17 protein-coding genes and 1 pseudogene are annotated in these 15,901 nt (G+C 42.9%); 10 read left to right on the top strand and 8 right to left on the bottom strand.

Going from position 1 to position 15,901, the window contains the following annotated elements; all coding sequences use genetic code 11:
- Both H6G97_RS33150 and H6G97_RS33145 read right to left on the bottom strand, forming a co-directional pair.
- A pseudogene (locus H6G97_RS33150) lies at positions 1 to 250 on the bottom strand (hypothetical protein); the annotation flags it as partial.
- Positions 247 to 1,509: a ParM/StbA family protein gene (locus H6G97_RS33145; protein ID WP_190944690.1), complete on the bottom strand. Its 1,263-nt coding sequence runs from the start codon at positions 1,507 to 1,509 to the stop codon at positions 247 to 249. The pseudogene H6G97_RS33150 and the gene H6G97_RS33145, both read right to left, overlap by 4 nt.
- Positions 1,510 to 1,742: 233 nt before the next feature.
- On the opposite strand from H6G97_RS33145, the gene H6G97_RS51915 reads away from it, so the two are divergent.
- Both H6G97_RS51915 and mobV read left to right on the top strand, forming a co-directional pair.
- Complete coding sequence (locus H6G97_RS51915; RefSeq protein WP_206759139.1) at positions 1,743 to 1,928, top strand: hypothetical protein; 186 nt, start codon at positions 1,743 to 1,745, stop codon at positions 1,926 to 1,928.
- On the top strand, positions 1,916 to 3,283 hold the full coding sequence (gene mobV / locus H6G97_RS33135; protein WP_277883371.1) for a MobV family relaxase: 1,368 nt from the start codon (positions 1,916 to 1,918) through the stop codon (positions 3,281 to 3,283). Before H6G97_RS51915 ends, mobV begins: the two co-directional genes overlap by 13 nt.
- Before the next feature lie 1,224 nt (positions 3,284 to 4,507).
- On the opposite strand, the gene H6G97_RS33125 is transcribed toward mobV, so the two are convergent.
- Positions 4,508 to 4,939: a hypothetical protein gene (locus tag H6G97_RS33125; protein ID WP_190944688.1), complete on the bottom strand. Its 432-nt coding sequence runs from the start codon at positions 4,937 to 4,939 to the stop codon at positions 4,508 to 4,510.
- 1,123 nt (positions 4,940 to 6,062) lie between these two features.
- Between H6G97_RS33125 and H6G97_RS33120 the strand changes: the two genes are divergently transcribed.
- Positions 6,063 to 6,536 carry a hypothetical protein gene (locus H6G97_RS33120; protein WP_190944687.1) on the top strand — a complete coding sequence of 158 codons (474 nt, stop codon included), beginning with the start codon at positions 6,063 to 6,065 and terminating at the stop codon, positions 6,534 to 6,536.
- 72 nt (positions 6,537 to 6,608) lie between these two features.
- Here the strand turns inward: H6G97_RS33120 and H6G97_RS33115 are convergent, their stop codons facing one another.
- The 5 genes from H6G97_RS33115 to H6G97_RS33095 all read right to left on the bottom strand — a co-directional run bounded on the left by H6G97_RS33115 (position 6,609) and on the right by H6G97_RS33095 (position 12,303).
- Positions 6,609 to 7,088 (bottom strand): GNAT family N-acetyltransferase, encoded by a 480-nt coding sequence (locus H6G97_RS33115; RefSeq protein WP_190944686.1) that lies wholly within the window; start codon positions 7,086 to 7,088, stop codon positions 6,609 to 6,611.
- A 201-nt stretch (positions 7,089 to 7,289) separates the two neighbouring features.
- Positions 7,290 to 7,766, bottom strand: a complete 477-nt coding sequence (locus H6G97_RS33110; protein WP_190944685.1) for an ester cyclase — start codon at positions 7,764 to 7,766, stop codon at positions 7,290 to 7,292.
- A gap of 214 nt (positions 7,767 to 7,980) precedes the next feature.
- On the bottom strand, positions 7,981 to 11,046 hold the full coding sequence (locus tag H6G97_RS33105; RefSeq protein ID WP_190944684.1) for a DUF5906 domain-containing protein: 3,066 nt from the start codon (positions 11,044 to 11,046) through the stop codon (positions 7,981 to 7,983).
- Between the two features lie 400 nt (positions 11,047 to 11,446).
- Positions 11,447 to 11,785 (bottom strand): hypothetical protein, encoded by a 339-nt coding sequence (locus H6G97_RS33100; protein ID WP_190901452.1) that lies wholly within the window; start codon positions 11,783 to 11,785, stop codon positions 11,447 to 11,449.
- Positions 11,782 to 12,303, bottom strand: coding sequence for a transposase (locus tag H6G97_RS33095; protein WP_190944683.1), 522 nt, complete (start codon positions 12,301 to 12,303; stop codon positions 11,782 to 11,784). The genes H6G97_RS33100 and H6G97_RS33095 overlap by 4 nt, the downstream gene beginning before the upstream one ends.
- 160 nt (positions 12,304 to 12,463) lie before the next feature.
- Here H6G97_RS33095 and H6G97_RS33090 point away from each other — a divergent pair, with 160 nt between their 5' ends.
- The 7 genes from H6G97_RS33090 to H6G97_RS33060 all read left to right on the top strand — a co-directional run bounded on the left by H6G97_RS33090 (position 12,464) and on the right by H6G97_RS33060 (position 15,772).
- Positions 12,464 to 12,682, top strand: coding sequence for a hypothetical protein (locus tag H6G97_RS33090; protein WP_190901456.1), 219 nt, complete (start codon positions 12,464 to 12,466; stop codon positions 12,680 to 12,682).
- Positions 12,683 to 13,086: 404 nt separating this feature from the next.
- Positions 13,087 to 13,416: a hypothetical protein gene (locus H6G97_RS33085; protein WP_190944682.1), complete on the top strand. Its 330-nt coding sequence runs from the start codon at positions 13,087 to 13,089 to the stop codon at positions 13,414 to 13,416.
- Between the two features lie 129 nt (positions 13,417 to 13,545).
- Entirely contained in the window at positions 13,546 to 13,758 is a 213-nt protein-coding gene (locus H6G97_RS33080) for a hypothetical protein (RefSeq protein WP_190944681.1), read from the top strand.
- Between the two features lie 5 nt (positions 13,759 to 13,763).
- A complete protein-coding gene (locus H6G97_RS33075; protein WP_190944680.1) occupies positions 13,764 to 14,066 on the top strand; it encodes a hypothetical protein in 303 nt (100 codons plus the stop codon).
- Between the two features lie 46 nt (positions 14,067 to 14,112).
- Positions 14,113 to 14,829: a hypothetical protein gene (locus tag H6G97_RS33070; RefSeq protein ID WP_190944679.1), complete on the top strand. Its 717-nt coding sequence runs from the start codon at positions 14,113 to 14,115 to the stop codon at positions 14,827 to 14,829.
- Positions 14,830 to 14,852: 23 nt separating this feature from the next.
- Positions 14,853 to 15,401, top strand: coding sequence for a hypothetical protein (locus H6G97_RS33065; protein WP_190944678.1), 549 nt, complete (start codon positions 14,853 to 14,855; stop codon positions 15,399 to 15,401).
- Positions 15,398 to 15,772, top strand: coding sequence for a hypothetical protein (locus H6G97_RS33060; protein WP_190944677.1), 375 nt, complete (start codon positions 15,398 to 15,400; stop codon positions 15,770 to 15,772). Before H6G97_RS33065 ends, H6G97_RS33060 begins: the two co-directional genes overlap by 4 nt.
- Positions 15,773 to 15,901: the final 129 nt, after the last annotated feature.

The raw sequence follows: 15,901 nt of genomic DNA, 5'->3' as shown, positions 1-15,901 counted from the left end.
TATAACTACCGTGTTTATTCAATGAGTCCTGCGCTTCCCAGCAAGCAAAACGGATCTGCTCTGGCGTAAAATTACCGCTCGAATATCGCGCCACTGGCAAGAAAGCAGCCACCAAGATATCAGCCACCTTACGCTGTGCCTCATCCTTGGGCAACGAGTTCAGGTAATCGACAACTTCCGCTAAAACATCACCCTCATAAGGTTGAAGCCGCAAACTCAAAGACTTGCGTTTCTTTTTGCTTTGGTTCATTGACTTGTCTCCATCCCCAACAAATAATCAAACATCCCAAAGCAGTCCACCAAACGCGCTGAGGTACTATACCTATACGTTTGCTCTGAATCTAAATTAAAAGTTTCTTGCACCTGAGTTATAAAACCGCTACCCCAAACCATCGGTATCATTGGCAATTTGTCGTCTTTGGGGATGTATTTACCAGTTCTCACTGGATCATAACTGTAATTCTTTTCGAGTTCCCATGCACAATTGAAATACGCCTCCAACTCAACTTCTACATGGTAAGCAGCACCTCCACCGATGATTACCTCGTTCAACGGTCTAGGTAATATTTTGTCCATCCACCGATTGAGCTTATCCCAATATTGGGCTGTTGCTATTCTAATTGCATCAACAATATGAGAAATTTCTTTTTCTCTTAAACTGGTGTCTTTGGCACTTGCTAAGGCTTGTATTTGGTCAAAACTTATCCAATCAGGGCGTGCCGAGTGATTACGGTTTTTGTTGTAGACCTTATTAATAATCGTGTAGCGTGCATCAAATATAGCCGAAGCTAAACGCTCTCGGTCTAAACCACTCGTCATATCCAGCACGATATCCAACATATTGGCAAAGCCCAGCAGTGGACTATCCCCCAGCTTCAGTTGCCCCCGGTCAAAATAAAGTGCTGTCGTGTTCCTGTGACCGAACATTAATACCGCCAATTGGGAAGTGCGTAACCAGTCTACCCCCTGTTGTTTGATTCGCAGTGCTGCTAATCCCCCACCTTCAGGACGGCACAAGAAACGCTTTAAGTTCACCTTTAAATATTGTTTGCGTACCGTAAAATCCGCCAGCATTACCCGTAACTGTTCTTCAAAGCGCCGGCGATCGCTGTACTCATTCCACGGCAGAAGTAACGCCAACTCCAAGTTAATTTGTTTTTTCGCCGTCACCTTAACTAAGCTGAGTTCAACAATTAAGCCAACAGCCCCCAGTACCTTCCACAAGGCATTCTCATATTTAAGTTCCTTAATGCGGTCAAGCGCATCAAAGTTAGCCGCGAACTCACCCAACACCACCACTCTGTTATTCCACTCAACCCACAGTTGTTGATCTGGTGAAGGGCTACCAATCCAGCCCAAGCGTTCCATGAAAAAATTAAGTTTATCCTTAGTAATCTCTTCTATCGCTGGTGGCAGCAGAACATAATTTGGTTTAGTCTGGTCATCCACTTGATAAATAATCTTAGTTTGCGACCCACCAACGTCCACGCTGAGGTAAATGTCAGTCATGCAAAAAGCTGGTTAAAACGATGATCTGATCTTAGTGCAGATTTAGAGCAGATTGGCACTATATAGTGCAGATATTGCACCAATTTAGCACAACCTGGCACTCGTGATTCACCTCGGTTCATGACCCTAAATGCTGATTTCAGCTGACCAAATTGTGCCAATTTGCACGTTAATTGTGCTGAGTTGCTCCATATTTGTGCCAAGAGGTCGCTTTGCAGTGGGAGTAGGTGCTGTTGCCGCAGAATTTCGCTTCGGTGTACCATGTTGGTGGTGTACTCACTACACTTTTGCGCCCTGCGGGTGGGCTGCGCCCATCTTTCGCTTCGCTCAAGACGCAGAAGTTACGTTCGCCCCTGCGGGGAGTTTGCACCGATGATGGCACAACTGTAAAATCCGAGAAAAAAGAATGGTGGCTTTAGCGATTCTGCGCGTTGAAAAACTCAAGTCTTTCGGCAACATTGGCGGCAGCGAGAAGCATACCGCACGTTTACAAGATACCCCAAATGCCGACACCACTAAAAAAAATATCCGGCTGATTGGCATGGAGGATGATTCACCGCTTGAAGTTTTGGTGAAAAACAAGATAGCCAAGACAACTTTACACAAACCGCGCAAGGATGCCGTGCTGTGTAGCGATATTTTTCTTTCAGCATCCCCAGAATATTTTCGCCCCGATAATCCATCAAATGCGGGGGAATGGGATAATCCCCGAATGTTGGACTTTGTTAAGGCTTCTCGCAGTTGGCTAGTCAACAACTATGGTGATAAGTGCGTCAGGGCAGAATTGCATTTGGATGAAGCTACTCCCCACATTCATGCCTATGTCGTACCCATCAACGAGAAAACCTTGCAGTTAAGCCACAAAGAAATGTTTGGGGGTAATGGTCGTGCTGCCAGCATTAAGTTATCCAAGTTGCAAGATAGCTATGCTGCTGCACTCGCTCCTTTGGGCATTGAACGAGGGGTTAAGGGCAGTAAGGCAACCCACACCAAAGTAAAGGAATATTACCAAGCGGTTAATAGTGAACCACTCACTGCCGTCTGGTCGAATAAAAAACTTGAACCCGAACCTTTTGAATCAGCTACAAATTACGTTGCCCGGATTCAGAATGATGACCAATTCCACGCCATCAACCACCAACTGGCTGACCGCGCTTTCATGCAAGAGCGACTAGAACGGGCGGAGCAACGGGCTAGGGCCAGCGAGAAGGAACGACAACGGCTAGAAGAAATTGTGCGATCGCTGGAATTGAAAACCCAACAACTGCGCGACTTGCCACTTGTTGATGTGGCTTGGGAATTGGGGCTACACAATAGCCAAGGAAAATGGAAGGGTCACGGACACATCATTAATATAGATGGGCCCAAGTTTTACGACTTCGCCCCTGCTGAACAGAAAGGTGGCGGTGGTGCAATTGATTTGGTGATGCACGTTAATGACTGCAATCTACGGCAGGCGGTTGTCTGGTTGCATGAGCGATTTGGGGAAGCTGGGGCAGAACGAGCAGCGATCGCTAAAGCTAAAACAGTGGCTGCTGAGATTATCCAGTTAGAACCACGAACCCCGTTTCAGCTACCCGTTGAAGATAAAACCAAATGGTCTTTTGTCTCCAACTACCTGACCCAGAAACGGGGGATACCATCAAACTTTGTGCAACTTCTGCATAAAAGGGGGTTAGTTTACGCTGATGATCAGCAAAACGCTGTGTTCGTCATGCGGAATCTTGGCGAAGAACCCCAGGCATATAGGGCAAATAAAAATCTTGCACGCTAAAACCAAGTTTTTACGCCTTTTCGTCCCTTACACTGCCCATTAATGACCTTTTTAGGGAATGTTTTCACAAGAGAGGACACGCTCAATCCAGTATTGAAACAACGTCAAATCAAAGGTTTCCAAACATCTATCTGCGTTACAAAACTTTACAACGTGTCCCATTTTGCGGGTATCTGATACTGTTGGCGAAAGTGTTACAAACGCATAAACAAAAGTGTTACAACTAAAAGCTGCAACCGCAGATTGAAGGTTTGAGCTTACATAATACTTTCAAATACAACTATATATTACATTCGCCAACGGTATCGGTATCTCGGCGGCTACCCAAATTGAGTTGGTCGCACTATACGGAGCTTTTAGCTATTTCGGATGATTTGGCGCGGTCATTTTATGAGCAGCAGTGCATGCAAGAAGATATGCATGAAAATAGCTCTAGCACTGGCGAGAGCGATAGAGGTCTATTTTGCGGTGGGTAAGGCGGGAAAGTGGGTTATATTTAGCTTCTTATACCAACCCAATTAATCACCCATTGTCTGCCAGCGTCATTCGCATATACAGGGTCTATCGGTATAACTGGAAATGCTCTTCTTACGTATATTACAAATCCTGTTTTGGTTGCATGGTATATAGAAGTAGCACCAGTAGTTACGTAATGCTCACTTAGACCGCCAAGTGATGTTGTGTATAGTGGTAAATTCGTGAAATTGCAGGACGATGTATCAATCTCAACAAAGATACTATAGGGATCGTAAACTTTCCAATTAGTATTTCCTGGACTTGTTGTCCCACCGCATAAAATTGAATTATTGACAATATTACTGGTAACAGTCTGCAAACTATCCGATGATCCTACTAAAGCAGTCTTGTTTGCTAAGACAGACGAAACTGCTTTAGCAGACGAGACTCCTAAAGCACACAAGAACAGCAATGATAACAATAGAGTTAGAATTGACTTTTTCCTCATATTGAACTTTGAAACGCAAGAATAAAAGAATGATTTCATGTTGTAATCGGTTGTGGGTTATTGAGTTAAGAATCATACCCGGGGGTAAATGAGCAATCGAACAGAAAGTTACGCTGTGCGATTGCTCATTTACCCCCTACTACAGAGCGCCCTATCTCTTCATACTCTCTTTTGCCAAAGGTATTGGATCAAGAACAGCTTTTTTGGAATAAACGATATAACTATTAAGACAGCCAGGGGGCTGCCCTGCTTATTGCGTACTAATCCTCTTCGAGTACAGCGTTTGTAAGTGAGAAGCCAATTTCAGCATGATCTCCTCCTCCAACTCCAGCATTTCTCAGTTGAATATTATGGTTAGCAGCGTTAGGGTTTTTCCCTGTAGTCCTTGGTACAAGAAAAGTAACTACCTTTTCGTCTTCTAAGTCTGATGTATTTTCAGAGGTACCTTCAAATAATTTTGCATTCCCCTCAATTTGGATTTCTCCTCGACCTACAGCTCTAGCAGTCACTCGGACTTCGACACGGCACTCGCCTCCCCATCTTACATCTGGAATATCTAATGCAACTGCTGGCTGATCAATATCAAGGGTTGCATTCAGAGGGAATGATCTTGAAACATGTTCATCATCGAAAGGCCAGTTCTCATCATCTGTCCCATCGATGAAAACTATACCTGATAACTTTCTTGCCATGATAATCTCCTTATAATTATGGAATTTAACTTTGATAAAGTTGTGTTGTCTAGTATTAGACTTTGAATTCTCTGGTCTCACTTGGTTTTTGTCTCTATAGTGACATCATTCCAAAACTTCAAATTTTCGCAGGAATTTATGCTATTTACAAAAGTTTATATTTAACCGAAATCAACTTACATCTGATACAAAACCAAATATCGTCCGAGTCAAATGCCGCCTGTACATTAGGAATATGCTGCAATTGCTCCACTAAAGCAACAGCGCAATTTTGATCTGGATTTGAGTATTTATTTGTCAGCGTCCTAGTAGTGAACTGTACACTCCCTTTTGTAGTACTAACGTAGTTTTTAGTAGTTCTTGTTGATTCAAGTGATTTGAAATTCACTCTTGTCATCACTATTTGTCAAAAAAAACTTTCCGCCAATTATGGCGTACTGTGCGTCAAAAAATCATATTATTCTTTTCTCAGAGCATAATATCACTGTGATATTTAAAAATGCTGAAATTCTCGCATTTTCCATTGATTTGCCATTCAAATGCCATTCAAATGCCATAATTCTGCCAGTTTTAACCCTAATTCTCAATAGTGATAATTAGTTGAGAATTGAGGTTTCAAAAATCCATTCATTTGCCATTGAGATGCCATTGAGATGCCATAAATCAGCCATAATGGGAGCCAATTTTTGACTTTCCATAAATTTGCCATAATTCTGCCATTAGGGTAAGTTTTTAGTTCGCATACGAAGTTTTTTTGACGAACTCTCTAGCGTCTACCAATTTGTGGCAGTCAAGAAGAATGACGATAAAACCAGTCAATAAAAAAAATGAAATTGATAATGAGCTAGGGGTGAGCTATGTCTACCCCAAAATCGGACATACTAGAATGAGTTATTATCATTAACTTCAAGTACAGTCCTGTTTATTGTGGATTCCATTTCAATTTTGCAGCAAGCTTTAAATGACTTCTGCTCACAAGTACTTTTTGATACAAGTTTTGTGGCGAAGGCGTTTAAGCAGATACACTTCATGAAACACGAGTTTGGCAAAGGGTATGCCTTAGTTAATGTTGGAGAGTTTCGCCCAGACATTGATGAATTCATTTACCCAGAAAAAGATGGGCTTGGAACGAAAGTGGCTGGATGAAGAGACAACTCATCAATATCTAAACAGCGAAATGGCCGCTAACGTTTTGAACGTTGTCGATCACGAATCCTGCCCCCCTCACCATGAAGTTTTCATTTTCATGGGCAGTATTGATAATGGCGATGCAATAAAAGAAGGTCGATACAGTGTAGCTGTCATGAGTTTCAATGTTGCTGACCCCTACTGCATCAAACCTTCATCAATTACATCTAAGCAAATTGAGAAACGGTTGCGACGGATGGCGAATAGCGGAGTACGTCTGTTAATTCTCGATACCTCTAATCCTGATTTTATGGGTAAGAACCTTACAAAATGGCTGCGTGAAATCAAGAGGTTAGGAAAAAACGCCTCTCAACACTTTAGCGTCATGATAGATGCCACTGATGAGTTTCCAGCAGAACTGCCGCCGGATTTACAAGATGACTGCTGGACTATCAGGTTTGGTAAGTAGAGTAGTTCGCGGCTGCATTACACGTAATAGCCCTAACGTGTAACTTGATACGTTCCGTGTGCAAGCGGATTGTTATGCAGCGCTTTTCCCAAATGCTTTACGGAAAATGATCTTGTCATCTCCTGCTTTGTAAAACTCCCGAATCCGAGCTTCCTCGTCATAACCATTCTTTCGATAAAATGATCGGACATATTCAAAGCTCTCAAGACCGGACGTTTCCACTAACAGTACACGTTCACCGCGATCTGCCAGTACTTGTTCAACATGACGAAGCAGGACACCACCACGCCCAAGTCTTTGACGATCCGGGTGAATAGCAATCAGATAGAGATTCCATGTCCCTGAGGTCATTCGTTCCGGCGCAACATACGCCACGCCTACTACCCCATTATCGTCGTCGGTAAACCACAAATCTTGACTCTCCAGTTCGCTATTGAAGTGCTGATCCAGCATTTGGGCGAGTTCCTCGGTTTGATTTGGCTCGAATAACCCAGACGCTTCCGCCAAAGCGATCAAGGTAGGTGTGTCACTGGGCGTAATCAGTCGAATCATAGGTTTTTGGTTAAGGAATACTCAGCACAAATCATTGATGGCTGAATTTATTAAGTTGCAGACAGGTATAAATTAACCTCTCATCGGAATTTTAGCAGTATAACGTTCCGCTTCACCCGATGCTAGCAACCTCTCCGACTCAACCAAGCATCTGTCAGCAGTCGAGTGCTAAGCGGGTTGTTCTGCCACTGGCAACTACTTTCAGGCTTTCCTAAACAGTTTGGATACAACTCCTTTCAGAATATATGGTAGTAGCTTCGGAGCGGGTAAGAAAACAATCCCTAACTGCTGCATCAATCCGAGTGCATCGCCTAGCCCCCAATGCTCCACGATCTTTCCATCCTCGACTCGATCGATGTGCATGATCGACAAATTGATTTGTTTACCTGTTGGCGGAAGACCTTGAAATTCTCCAAGATGTGTGGCTGTGAATTTTCCATACGTTACAACCCTATCGCCTGAAACAATAACCTCATCAAAAATGTGCTGTCCCTGACCGAAGGCTAAATAAAACGACATCCCAAACTGCTTAAACCCTTCTCCGTCCAATGGCTCTGCTATACCCCCTAGATGAGCAACAAAGTTTGGAGCCAAAAGCTCTAAGGCTTGCTCCATTTTGTGATCGTCAAAAGCTTTGTAGAACTGGAGAACGAGGGCTTTGTTTTGTTCAGTCAGCATACAGAATTTCGTTTTGAACTAGATTGTAACGCGGTGATTACGAGAACTTAACCGGGCAGAAAGCCGACTTGAAAACACTACCTCAGCGATCGCACTTTAACCGAGTTCCCAACAAACAATTCCGTTTGTTGGGGTAAATATAGCGAACGGCGGATACCCTTAAGTAGTTTTTTTATAAAACAGTAAGCTAACGGGTGGCAGTGACCACCCATTTTTATGAGCCAAAGTGAACCTCCCTCTCGGCGGCTGGTACTAGCATCTCAAGTTGCGCGAATTCACCCAAGGTCAAAAACCCGTGTAGTTCCGAGTAAGAAAGAATTTCCATTTCACTCAAAATATCCTTAACCACCTCCCAACTTGGATTAGGGGATTCCAAGATACAAGCTAGGGCTTCTGAGGCTAAAACCTTGGAATCTTCGTCAGATCGCACCTCCTCGGATTCACCCGCACCACTTTCTAGCTCTGACGCACCAGTGACGCATGAGTTTTCCATGCTCTGTAAGGGTTCCGCACCACTTTCTAGCTTTTCCGCACAACTTTGGGAGCTACCCGCCCCACTTTGGGAGCTAACCGCCCCAGTTTCGCCCCAGTTTCCGCCCCAATTTTCCTTATCCTGTAAGACTTCCGCCTCACCCGCCCCAGTTGGGGTTGCATATTCTTCTTTTTCCATTGGAGGAGAAAGTAAATCAATTTTCATCTCTTCCTTTTCAATGTTTTCTTGGGAATTAGAAAAACTGGGGCGGGTGGGGCGGGTTGCTTGCTGTGACTGGGTTTCTGGGGCGGGTAGTGGGGCGGGTGTGGGGCGGGTTGACTCTAAACTGGGGCGGGTAGTTCCCAAAATTCCGATGCCTTTCAGTATTGGAATCTGCTTTTTGCGAACATCACAGTACCTACTTGCGATGACTGCCTTGGGGAAGAGTTGAGCGATTCGAGCGCTGACTTGGTTAATGCCCTTCACGTTTTTGTCGCTGGGGCGTACTTGGTCAATCCATGTCCTACGATTGTTTTCATCTATAGTTAATGTGCCATTCTGCTGATACCAATTCTCCAGCAACATCCACAAAGCGCTTACTGACATCTCGCCACCTTCGACGTAGCCCAGTTTTTCATCTTCAATGAAATTAAACAGATGATTATTTTCCTTCTGAAGGTTGCGGAAAGCGTCGGTTGTGCATTCGTAATCGATGCCTGACTCTATAAGGTTATTAAGAGCCTTCAGAATTCTATTTAGGAATGCAGGAGCTAATTTTGTTCTGATGAAATCTGGGTCATAACGGAATCGGGGGTCGCCTTTTATCTCGTTTAGGTTATTTGGATCAGGATTATCTACAAAGGTTTTCTTGAATTCTAAGATTACAATTCTGTCTTTGATTGCTTGTATTACACCTTGAAAAGCGGGAGTCTCGTTTAAGTTGAAAATACCTATTGCATTAGAATAAAACTCTATATGGTCTTTCCCTTTATGTTCGCAGTGTAATGTATCTCCAGTGACAAATAATTTTAAACTTTGGAGTCTGTCAATCCTCGATGTTTGTGGGTTTTCAGAAGCCCAATTAATTCGACTATATATAAGTGGAGCTAACCCGAACTTTCTGCCTTCGTCGTAGGATTGGAAGTCACCCAAGGAGACAGAAGTTAATCCATTCTTTCCGTAAATCGTTGATACACACTCGCGCAGAGCATCTTTACCATTAGAACCAAGACCAATTGCAAACATTGCTTTTACCTCTCTCCCTCTAAATTTTCTAACAGTTTGAAGGTCAAGGGATGCAGCAATATTTCTAAGAAATATTTCTTGTTGTGGCTTGTCTAAACAAGCTAAAAGTTGCTCACAATATGTATCGTCAGCATTAGGGTTATATTCAATCAATGGTTCATAAATGTAATAATCCTCCGGTGTATGTGGGGCTAGTCTTACTGTAAAATTTCTGCCTTCCCACTCAACCTTGACTATCCCATTGGTGCAATTTACCCCAGGAGGATTAATTAGTTCTGGGTCAATTCCCGTCCTCATCTTTGCCCATTCCAAAACCTTCTTAACCGAACTGGGTGAGGCGTAGGGATAGGATTTTTTACCTTGCTCATTTTCAACTGCAAAGGAGTTACAGAAGTCAGTTATTCGCTTAATTTCTCTAGAGTCTGGAGAGTGTTTATAGTGGTTGCCAGTATGCCAGTAAAGCTTATCTGCAACGCACATCCAGTTTTTATCCCCATAAAGAGATTGAAAAGCTTGCTGGGTAAAGGCTACAACAGGATTTTGGTCATCACCACTATCAATGACATTTACAAGAGCCTGTTGCTCACGCTCTGCAACGGCAGCGTGGATCTGCTTTTCTAATTTATGGATAAACTCTATTACATCCATCTTTGCCAAGATTTCTTTGATATCACTTGATTTATATGGTAAATCGGGGCAGATGTCGTGAGGGTTAATTCCGATCAATGAAATTCCCACTTCGTCGGCACAGTCCTGGCAGGTCTGGAGTTTCTTTAAGCCAGTGTCGTCAGCATCGTGCAGAAAAACAATTAATCCTATGCCTGATTCCTTCAGGAGTTGATATTCTGGGGTGATTGTTTTCTTATCCCATCCACTGCCCTGAAACGTAATCCCAGCAAGACCATGTGAGCGACCAACTTCTACGCATCCCTCACCTTCATGCTGGAGTAGTGCCGGGGTTCCCTGCATCAATTTACTAGCAGCGATCGCTTCATCAATGCGGTAAGCTTTCCAGGGTTCATCCCCTTTTCTCATCTCTGGTGTGCCGTCCGGGAGCCTGTGCCATTGGCGGAAGGACTTATCATAACCCTTCTCTTTGATGTAATCCGCCCATTCATAGCGAATTACCCATTGGCTTTGTGAGTAAGGATAGATTGTTTGTGTTGCATTCCCTGGTATTCCCTTTGGGAGCTTGCAAGTTATGTTTTGAGTTTGGGGTATGTCAGTCGCCGCTTGGGTCAACATCACCAAGCTTGAGTCAAGGGGGATTGATGTTGCTTTGGGCTTGACCGTCTTAGCTTTGATTGGGTTTTTGTTTGGTGCTGCATTGAAATTAGTCTTTTGTCGCTCCGCCAGCACTTCATTCCAAGGTTTTATCGCCTCTCGGATATCTTTGCACTCGCAATTATTGAAGCATCTGTACTTCCCGGTTTCTGGGACAATGGATAGGTTATGCCCCTCGCAAGCTGGGCATATGTACTTGCCCTTCTCCTTGGCTGGCTCTAGTTGGTCTTGGAAGTTGCGGATGTCAAAAGTGGCGATCGGAGTGAATGTATCTGTCATGACTACAACCTTTTAAAGCGAGGGTTTGTAGCCTGCCAAAGAGCGAGAAATTAATGCAATTAACCTTACAACTCCGACAATCAATGTGATACCATTGACTAAATTAAACTTTTAATATTTTTTGGTTAGTTGCTTTTTTCGCCTCTGATACAGGCTTATGAAAAGAGCAATCTTTTTTTGTGTATATAAGATTGCATACTAATTGAAAACTAGCTTAACAGATTGAGAGCAAAAAGGGAGCGTTAATTTTTGCTTTTTTCTTGTTTTGTATCACTGTACTGAAAAGCTTTTCTGTCTTTTTTTCTTATTTTGTGATGTAATCAATTTATTTTTTGAAAATATTTCAACCTACTGAAGTGCGATCGCTGTTAGGAGTCACAATGGCGATCGCACTTCAGTATCAACTAAATATTTGTGCAATATCTGCGCCAAGCTCTGTAGCTGTGCGCTCTTTGGCGAGTTCAGCCACGTTTAGAATGCTCTCATTGAGAATCGTGAAGGTGTTCCCGGAGCTTATAGCCTGCGGATTAAATGCTCCGCCCATGAAACTCAATGCTTTGCAATATCGATCAAGTGGATTGAATGCAGCAAGTCGTTTAACTAATGCATAGTTGCCTTGTCGGAATGCTGTCAGGGCTTCCTGATGTAGTTCTGTCTGTTGAGGCATCCGGTCGATTATCAAGTCAATTGCTTTCTGTATTTGCTCTTTCGTTAGTTCATTTGTTGGTGTAGTTATCATTTTTCTCCTCCTAATAACCAGTTATTTGATGTTTCTGCCGAGACTTGGTTGGCATATAGTGCCTGCCAGTTTCTTAACAGATGCTCGTAAATGACCTTAGAGATAAAATGAGCAATCCGCCCTCCATCAAAGTGAATGGCGGTTCTCAACAAAACAAAATTCTGTTTAGTTAGCGAGATATAGTTGCTCTCTCGCTTGATAGTATTGCTAGGCAGAATTATATGCCCTAGCGGGTTTTGGGAGATTTCCCCATCTATTATTGGCTGCTTGTAATCAGGCAAGGCATCGAATCCTTGACTAACAACTGTACTGACCCACTCATCAATACTTATCCCTCTTTTGGCAACGTCCAATCTTGCCAAAGCTTCATAGTAAGAGCGATTTCGACCTAGCCAACCACGCACATATTGCATGATTAAGGTTTGGCGGCTGTCGCCAGAAGCCTCGCTAAAAGCAGTCAAGTAATCATCGTGTTCTTGAGTTATGTAGTAGTAGGACAGATTAAACTGATAAGCCATTTCATAACTTTTATTGCTGTTGTAGCATTCATTCTACCCTAAATGGTGGCACAATTATCCTAGAAACTCAAAAACATGATAATATACCCAAATTGCCCCCGGTACTTGCGACACCGGGGAGCTTCCAACCCACCAAAGATTGAGCCAATGGAGGGCAACTATGACTTTACTCGAATTCGTGTGCAAATGGGCGAAAGGCGATCGCACTGAAGAAAGTCGCCTAAAAGGAATGTTGAGTGGATTTTTTGACCGTGACCCCCGGACAATCCGTAATTGGATGTGTAAAACTCCAAACTACGTGAAATGGATTTTGGAGAGAATTGATAAAGAATGGGAAGAACTAGGGTCAATCAATTACGCCATTTTTTTTAAAAATTAAAGGAAATTTTTGTCACTATTTTGTATACCCGCTTCGTGCGGGTTTTTTTATTATTTGAAGTGTGAAACATCCGATAAACAAATATGAAATATTTCACACTTTATTCATGCTTGTTGCAGACTTTAACCAGATAAAAACAAAAAACTTAGCAACCCTACTTCCTTCTGACATAGATGGGTTAAGCAGTGAAAGAGTCAGAGAGTTGCTTAATATCAGTCGAATTACTTGTTGGAGATATTTAAAATGTCTTCTCCTAACACAACCAAAAAACTTTGACTTTATTTCAGGAAATCAATACTACAGCCGAGGAACTATCGAGGCTTTATTTCAATTTCAGCAATTAGTTGAGCGCTTTCAATACGAAGGCGCAGTTTCAAGAATAAAAAATCACATGGAGGATTATTATGAGCTACAAGAAAGCAACCGATAAAAAGCAACCAACTTCGGCAAGTGAAGCAGCAGGTCAAAATGTGGGTGAACAAGTGGCAGGGGACTTTGATTCGGTCATTGTGAATCTTGAAAATGAGATGGTTAACTACATTGGTGCAAAGGTAGTTCAAGGTGTGATGATGCGCCTTAGCAAGGGTGACTTAGGAACAACCGCACCAAAACTTCTAACATCTTTTAAAAGCGCTTCTACTGCCCATCTGACACAAGAAGTTCAACAAATCGAGGCTTGGGATAATGACCCAAAATTGCTGCTCTCATCGAGCAACGAACTAACGGATTCTTAGTATTGCTAGGCGCGATTGCACGTATCGAGAGAGCATATAAAACCACTGCAATCGCACTTATCTTCACTATCCTTTTCTTCAGCAGTTATTTATTAGTTTCTAGTTTCAAAAATCAAGCTACGAGGTATCATGAACAACCAACAATTGACCTCAACTCTCAAAAACTGTTTATCCGAACTGATGAAAGTAAATAATTCCAATGAATTTAAAAGGATTGAACAGTCACGATATTTTTCTACTACTAATGATGTGTTTTTAGGTGATGCTATCAACACAATCAATGAAGTGCTGGAAGGTATTAGAGGGGTGGAAGTCTGCCAAAGTCAACGGAGTATTTATTAAATAGGATGGCTAAACCAATCGGATATTACTGCTCATTCACAACGGGGGATGGTTCGCTTTTGGATGAATTACAAGAAGAATTTGGTAGCACTTTTAAAGAACTAAATCGCCTTGAAAAGCTTTTCTTACTTCACTCGTTAACAAATAACTTGCTGCAAACAGAAATCAAAATGGTGGGTAGCTATCCAGCTTCTCAAGCACAGCAGAGAATGACCCCAGTTATGAAGGATATCAACGAAAACCTTTTAATTGGGGAACATCTAGGGCTGATTGAGGCAATTGTCAATCAGTTGAAGTATCAGCGATGAAATATCAAGCTTATATAGTCAAGATATCATTTTAGGAGTGTAACTAATGGACTTTGCAATACATAATCCGGTAGTTGGTCATGCAAGCCATATTGACGAGAAAGCGCAATCCTGGGGAGGATTTGAGTCTGATATTCTGGGCTATCTCTCTGATATAAATAAGCTCGAACAGTTTGCCGATTATGCGAATAATGCCCAAGAATTATCTGACCGATTAGAACCATTTCTGGACAATGCCAAGGTCGTCTTTGAGGCGATGGAGAAGTTAACAAAAGGTCAGGTGACTTGGACTGAACTTCGTAAACAATACGGATCTCATGTTGCGGGTGCAATTGGTAAAATCCGTAAAGTTAACGCTGAATTTGACAGCGAGATGAGTAAAATAGATGCCCAAGATAGAGCCGACTTGTTGCGGATTGACCAGAAACGTAAACACGCTTTAACTGAAGTTGCAGCCCAATTACATCAAGATTTACAAGCTGAACTTTGGCGGCATGAAAACAAGATTAGCGGCATAGAAAATAGGCAGATTGTACAAGCCGAAAGGCAAGCAATTACTACGGGATTGAGAGAGAAACGCCAACAACTTTTAGCCCGTGCGCGGTATGGTTCACGAGCGCTAGAGCCGAACCAAACACCGCAGGAAGTGATACCATATCAATCCCAAAATCATGCACCATCTTCTAGTGTTTCTGCAACAGGAACAGTTCGCGGTTGGGGTGCAATGTTGGGTAACTTGTGGCAGAAGTTGGGCGATAGATAACTATTAGTTAAAAGGCAAGGCTGATGCTAGTAAGGAAACGAAATGAAGATCCTCATAGCGTCAGCCCTTTTTTGCATGAAGGGCTGGCACAAACACCACAATCAACTAAGCAGCATCAACAACCCGAACAGTTACCACCACTGCCAGAAAATAACCGGGGTAGAACATTTAGACGTGCTGGTAATGCCTGTGAAATTGTCGCTGGCAGTTGTTTAAACAGTGCAGTTATTTTTACCTTTCATCTATTGCAAGTTCATCCAGTTGGAATGTTTCTTGCTGTTGGCACTGCACACCTGTATTTTACTGCCACTGCAACAGGTGAAGGGTTCAATAATTTCGTCACTAATTTAATGACTGGTTGCAGTGCATCACTGGCGTTATTGTGTGCGCTTTCTGACCCGTTGGGTGAGTGGAATGAAGCGAGAACTTCTACAAGTACAGCTAATGCTTCAATTGAAAAGATGTATCAGCCCAAAACTGCTGATTATTCCAGTTGGGGCAGTGGTGCAGGTGTGGCGATATTCGTAGCACTATTAATGATTTTTCTATTTGGTGGTAGTCAGAGGAAATGAATTATTTAACCGACAAACATAAACAGTTATCCGAGTCACAACAATCGGGTTTAATGTTGTGGTTTGGTCGCTTATCAATGGACAAGAAAGCTGTTGCAATTGGGCTGAGTTTGACTGTGGGCATTAGCTCGGCGGCGATGGCGTGGCAAGGAACAAGCAGCGATCGCATCTACTTTTGTGTCAAAACCCCAAAGAAAACATTGGTGTGTCAGGACAAAGATAACCGTCCTTTTCGCATGACCCCCTATTTTTGGCAACAGTGGAAGAGTGATGGAATGCCGCGCCAAGTAGTGAGAGATCCAGCGATGGGAGTAAATGGGTTAGTGAAAGCGACTAACCCATACAAACCGTTTCGGGGTGCGATTCGTTAGTCAGAAACTAGTACCTGTATGGGTCTAGGGGATTGACTGCTAGGTTCAAGCCTAGACAACTGATTAATAATGTAGGTGTAAATCCTACCCCTCAAGTGCTGAGGTGAAAGCCCTTTCCCTACGGTAGCG

Source organism: Nostoc flagelliforme FACHB-838 (assembly GCF_014698065.1).
Taxonomy (GTDB): Bacteria; Cyanobacteriota; Cyanobacteriia; order Cyanobacteriales; family Nostocaceae; genus Nostoc; species Nostoc flagelliforme_B.
This window is presented reverse-complemented; position numbering and strand designations above follow the sequence as displayed.

Bases quoted from the DNA above. Each gene is read 5' to 3' on its own strand.
- H6G97_RS33145 (WP_190944690.1), bottom strand. From the start codon at position 1,509: ATGACTGACATTTACCTCAGCGTGGACGTTGGTGGGTCGCAAACTAAG.
- mobV (WP_277883371.1), top strand. From the start codon at position 1,916: ATGGTGGCTTTAGCGATTCTGCGCGTTGAAAAACTCAAGTCTTTCGGC.
- H6G97_RS33125 (WP_190944688.1), bottom strand. From the start codon at position 4,939: ATGGCAAGAAAGTTATCAGGTATAGTTTTCATCGATGGGACAGATGAT.
- H6G97_RS33115 (WP_190944686.1), bottom strand. From the start codon at position 7,088: ATGATTCGACTGATTACGCCCAGTGACACACCTACCTTGATCGCTTTG.
- H6G97_RS33110 (WP_190944685.1), bottom strand. From the start codon at position 7,766: ATGCTGACTGAACAAAACAAAGCCCTCGTTCTCCAGTTCTACAAAGCT.
- H6G97_RS33105 (WP_190944684.1), bottom strand. From the start codon at position 11,046: ATGACAGATACATTCACTCCGATCGCCACTTTTGACATCCGCAACTTC.
- H6G97_RS33100 (WP_190901452.1), bottom strand. From the start codon at position 11,785: ATGATAACTACACCAACAAATGAACTAACGAAAGAGCAAATACAGAAA.
- H6G97_RS33095 (WP_190944683.1), bottom strand. From the start codon at position 12,303: ATGGCTTATCAGTTTAATCTGTCCTACTACTACATAACTCAAGAACAC.
- H6G97_RS33090 (WP_190901456.1), top strand. From the start codon at position 12,464: ATGACTTTACTCGAATTCGTGTGCAAATGGGCGAAAGGCGATCGCACT.
- H6G97_RS33085 (WP_190944682.1), top strand. From the start codon at position 13,087: ATGAGCTACAAGAAAGCAACCGATAAAAAGCAACCAACTTCGGCAAGT.
- H6G97_RS33080 (WP_190944681.1), top strand. From the start codon at position 13,546: ATGAACAACCAACAATTGACCTCAACTCTCAAAAACTGTTTATCCGAA.
- H6G97_RS33075 (WP_190944680.1), top strand. From the start codon at position 13,764: ATGGCTAAACCAATCGGATATTACTGCTCATTCACAACGGGGGATGGT.
- H6G97_RS33070 (WP_190944679.1), top strand. From the start codon at position 14,113: ATGGACTTTGCAATACATAATCCGGTAGTTGGTCATGCAAGCCATATT.
- H6G97_RS33065 (WP_190944678.1), top strand. From the start codon at position 14,853: ATGCTAGTAAGGAAACGAAATGAAGATCCTCATAGCGTCAGCCCTTTT.
- H6G97_RS33060 (WP_190944677.1), top strand. From the start codon at position 15,398: ATGAATTATTTAACCGACAAACATAAACAGTTATCCGAGTCACAACAA.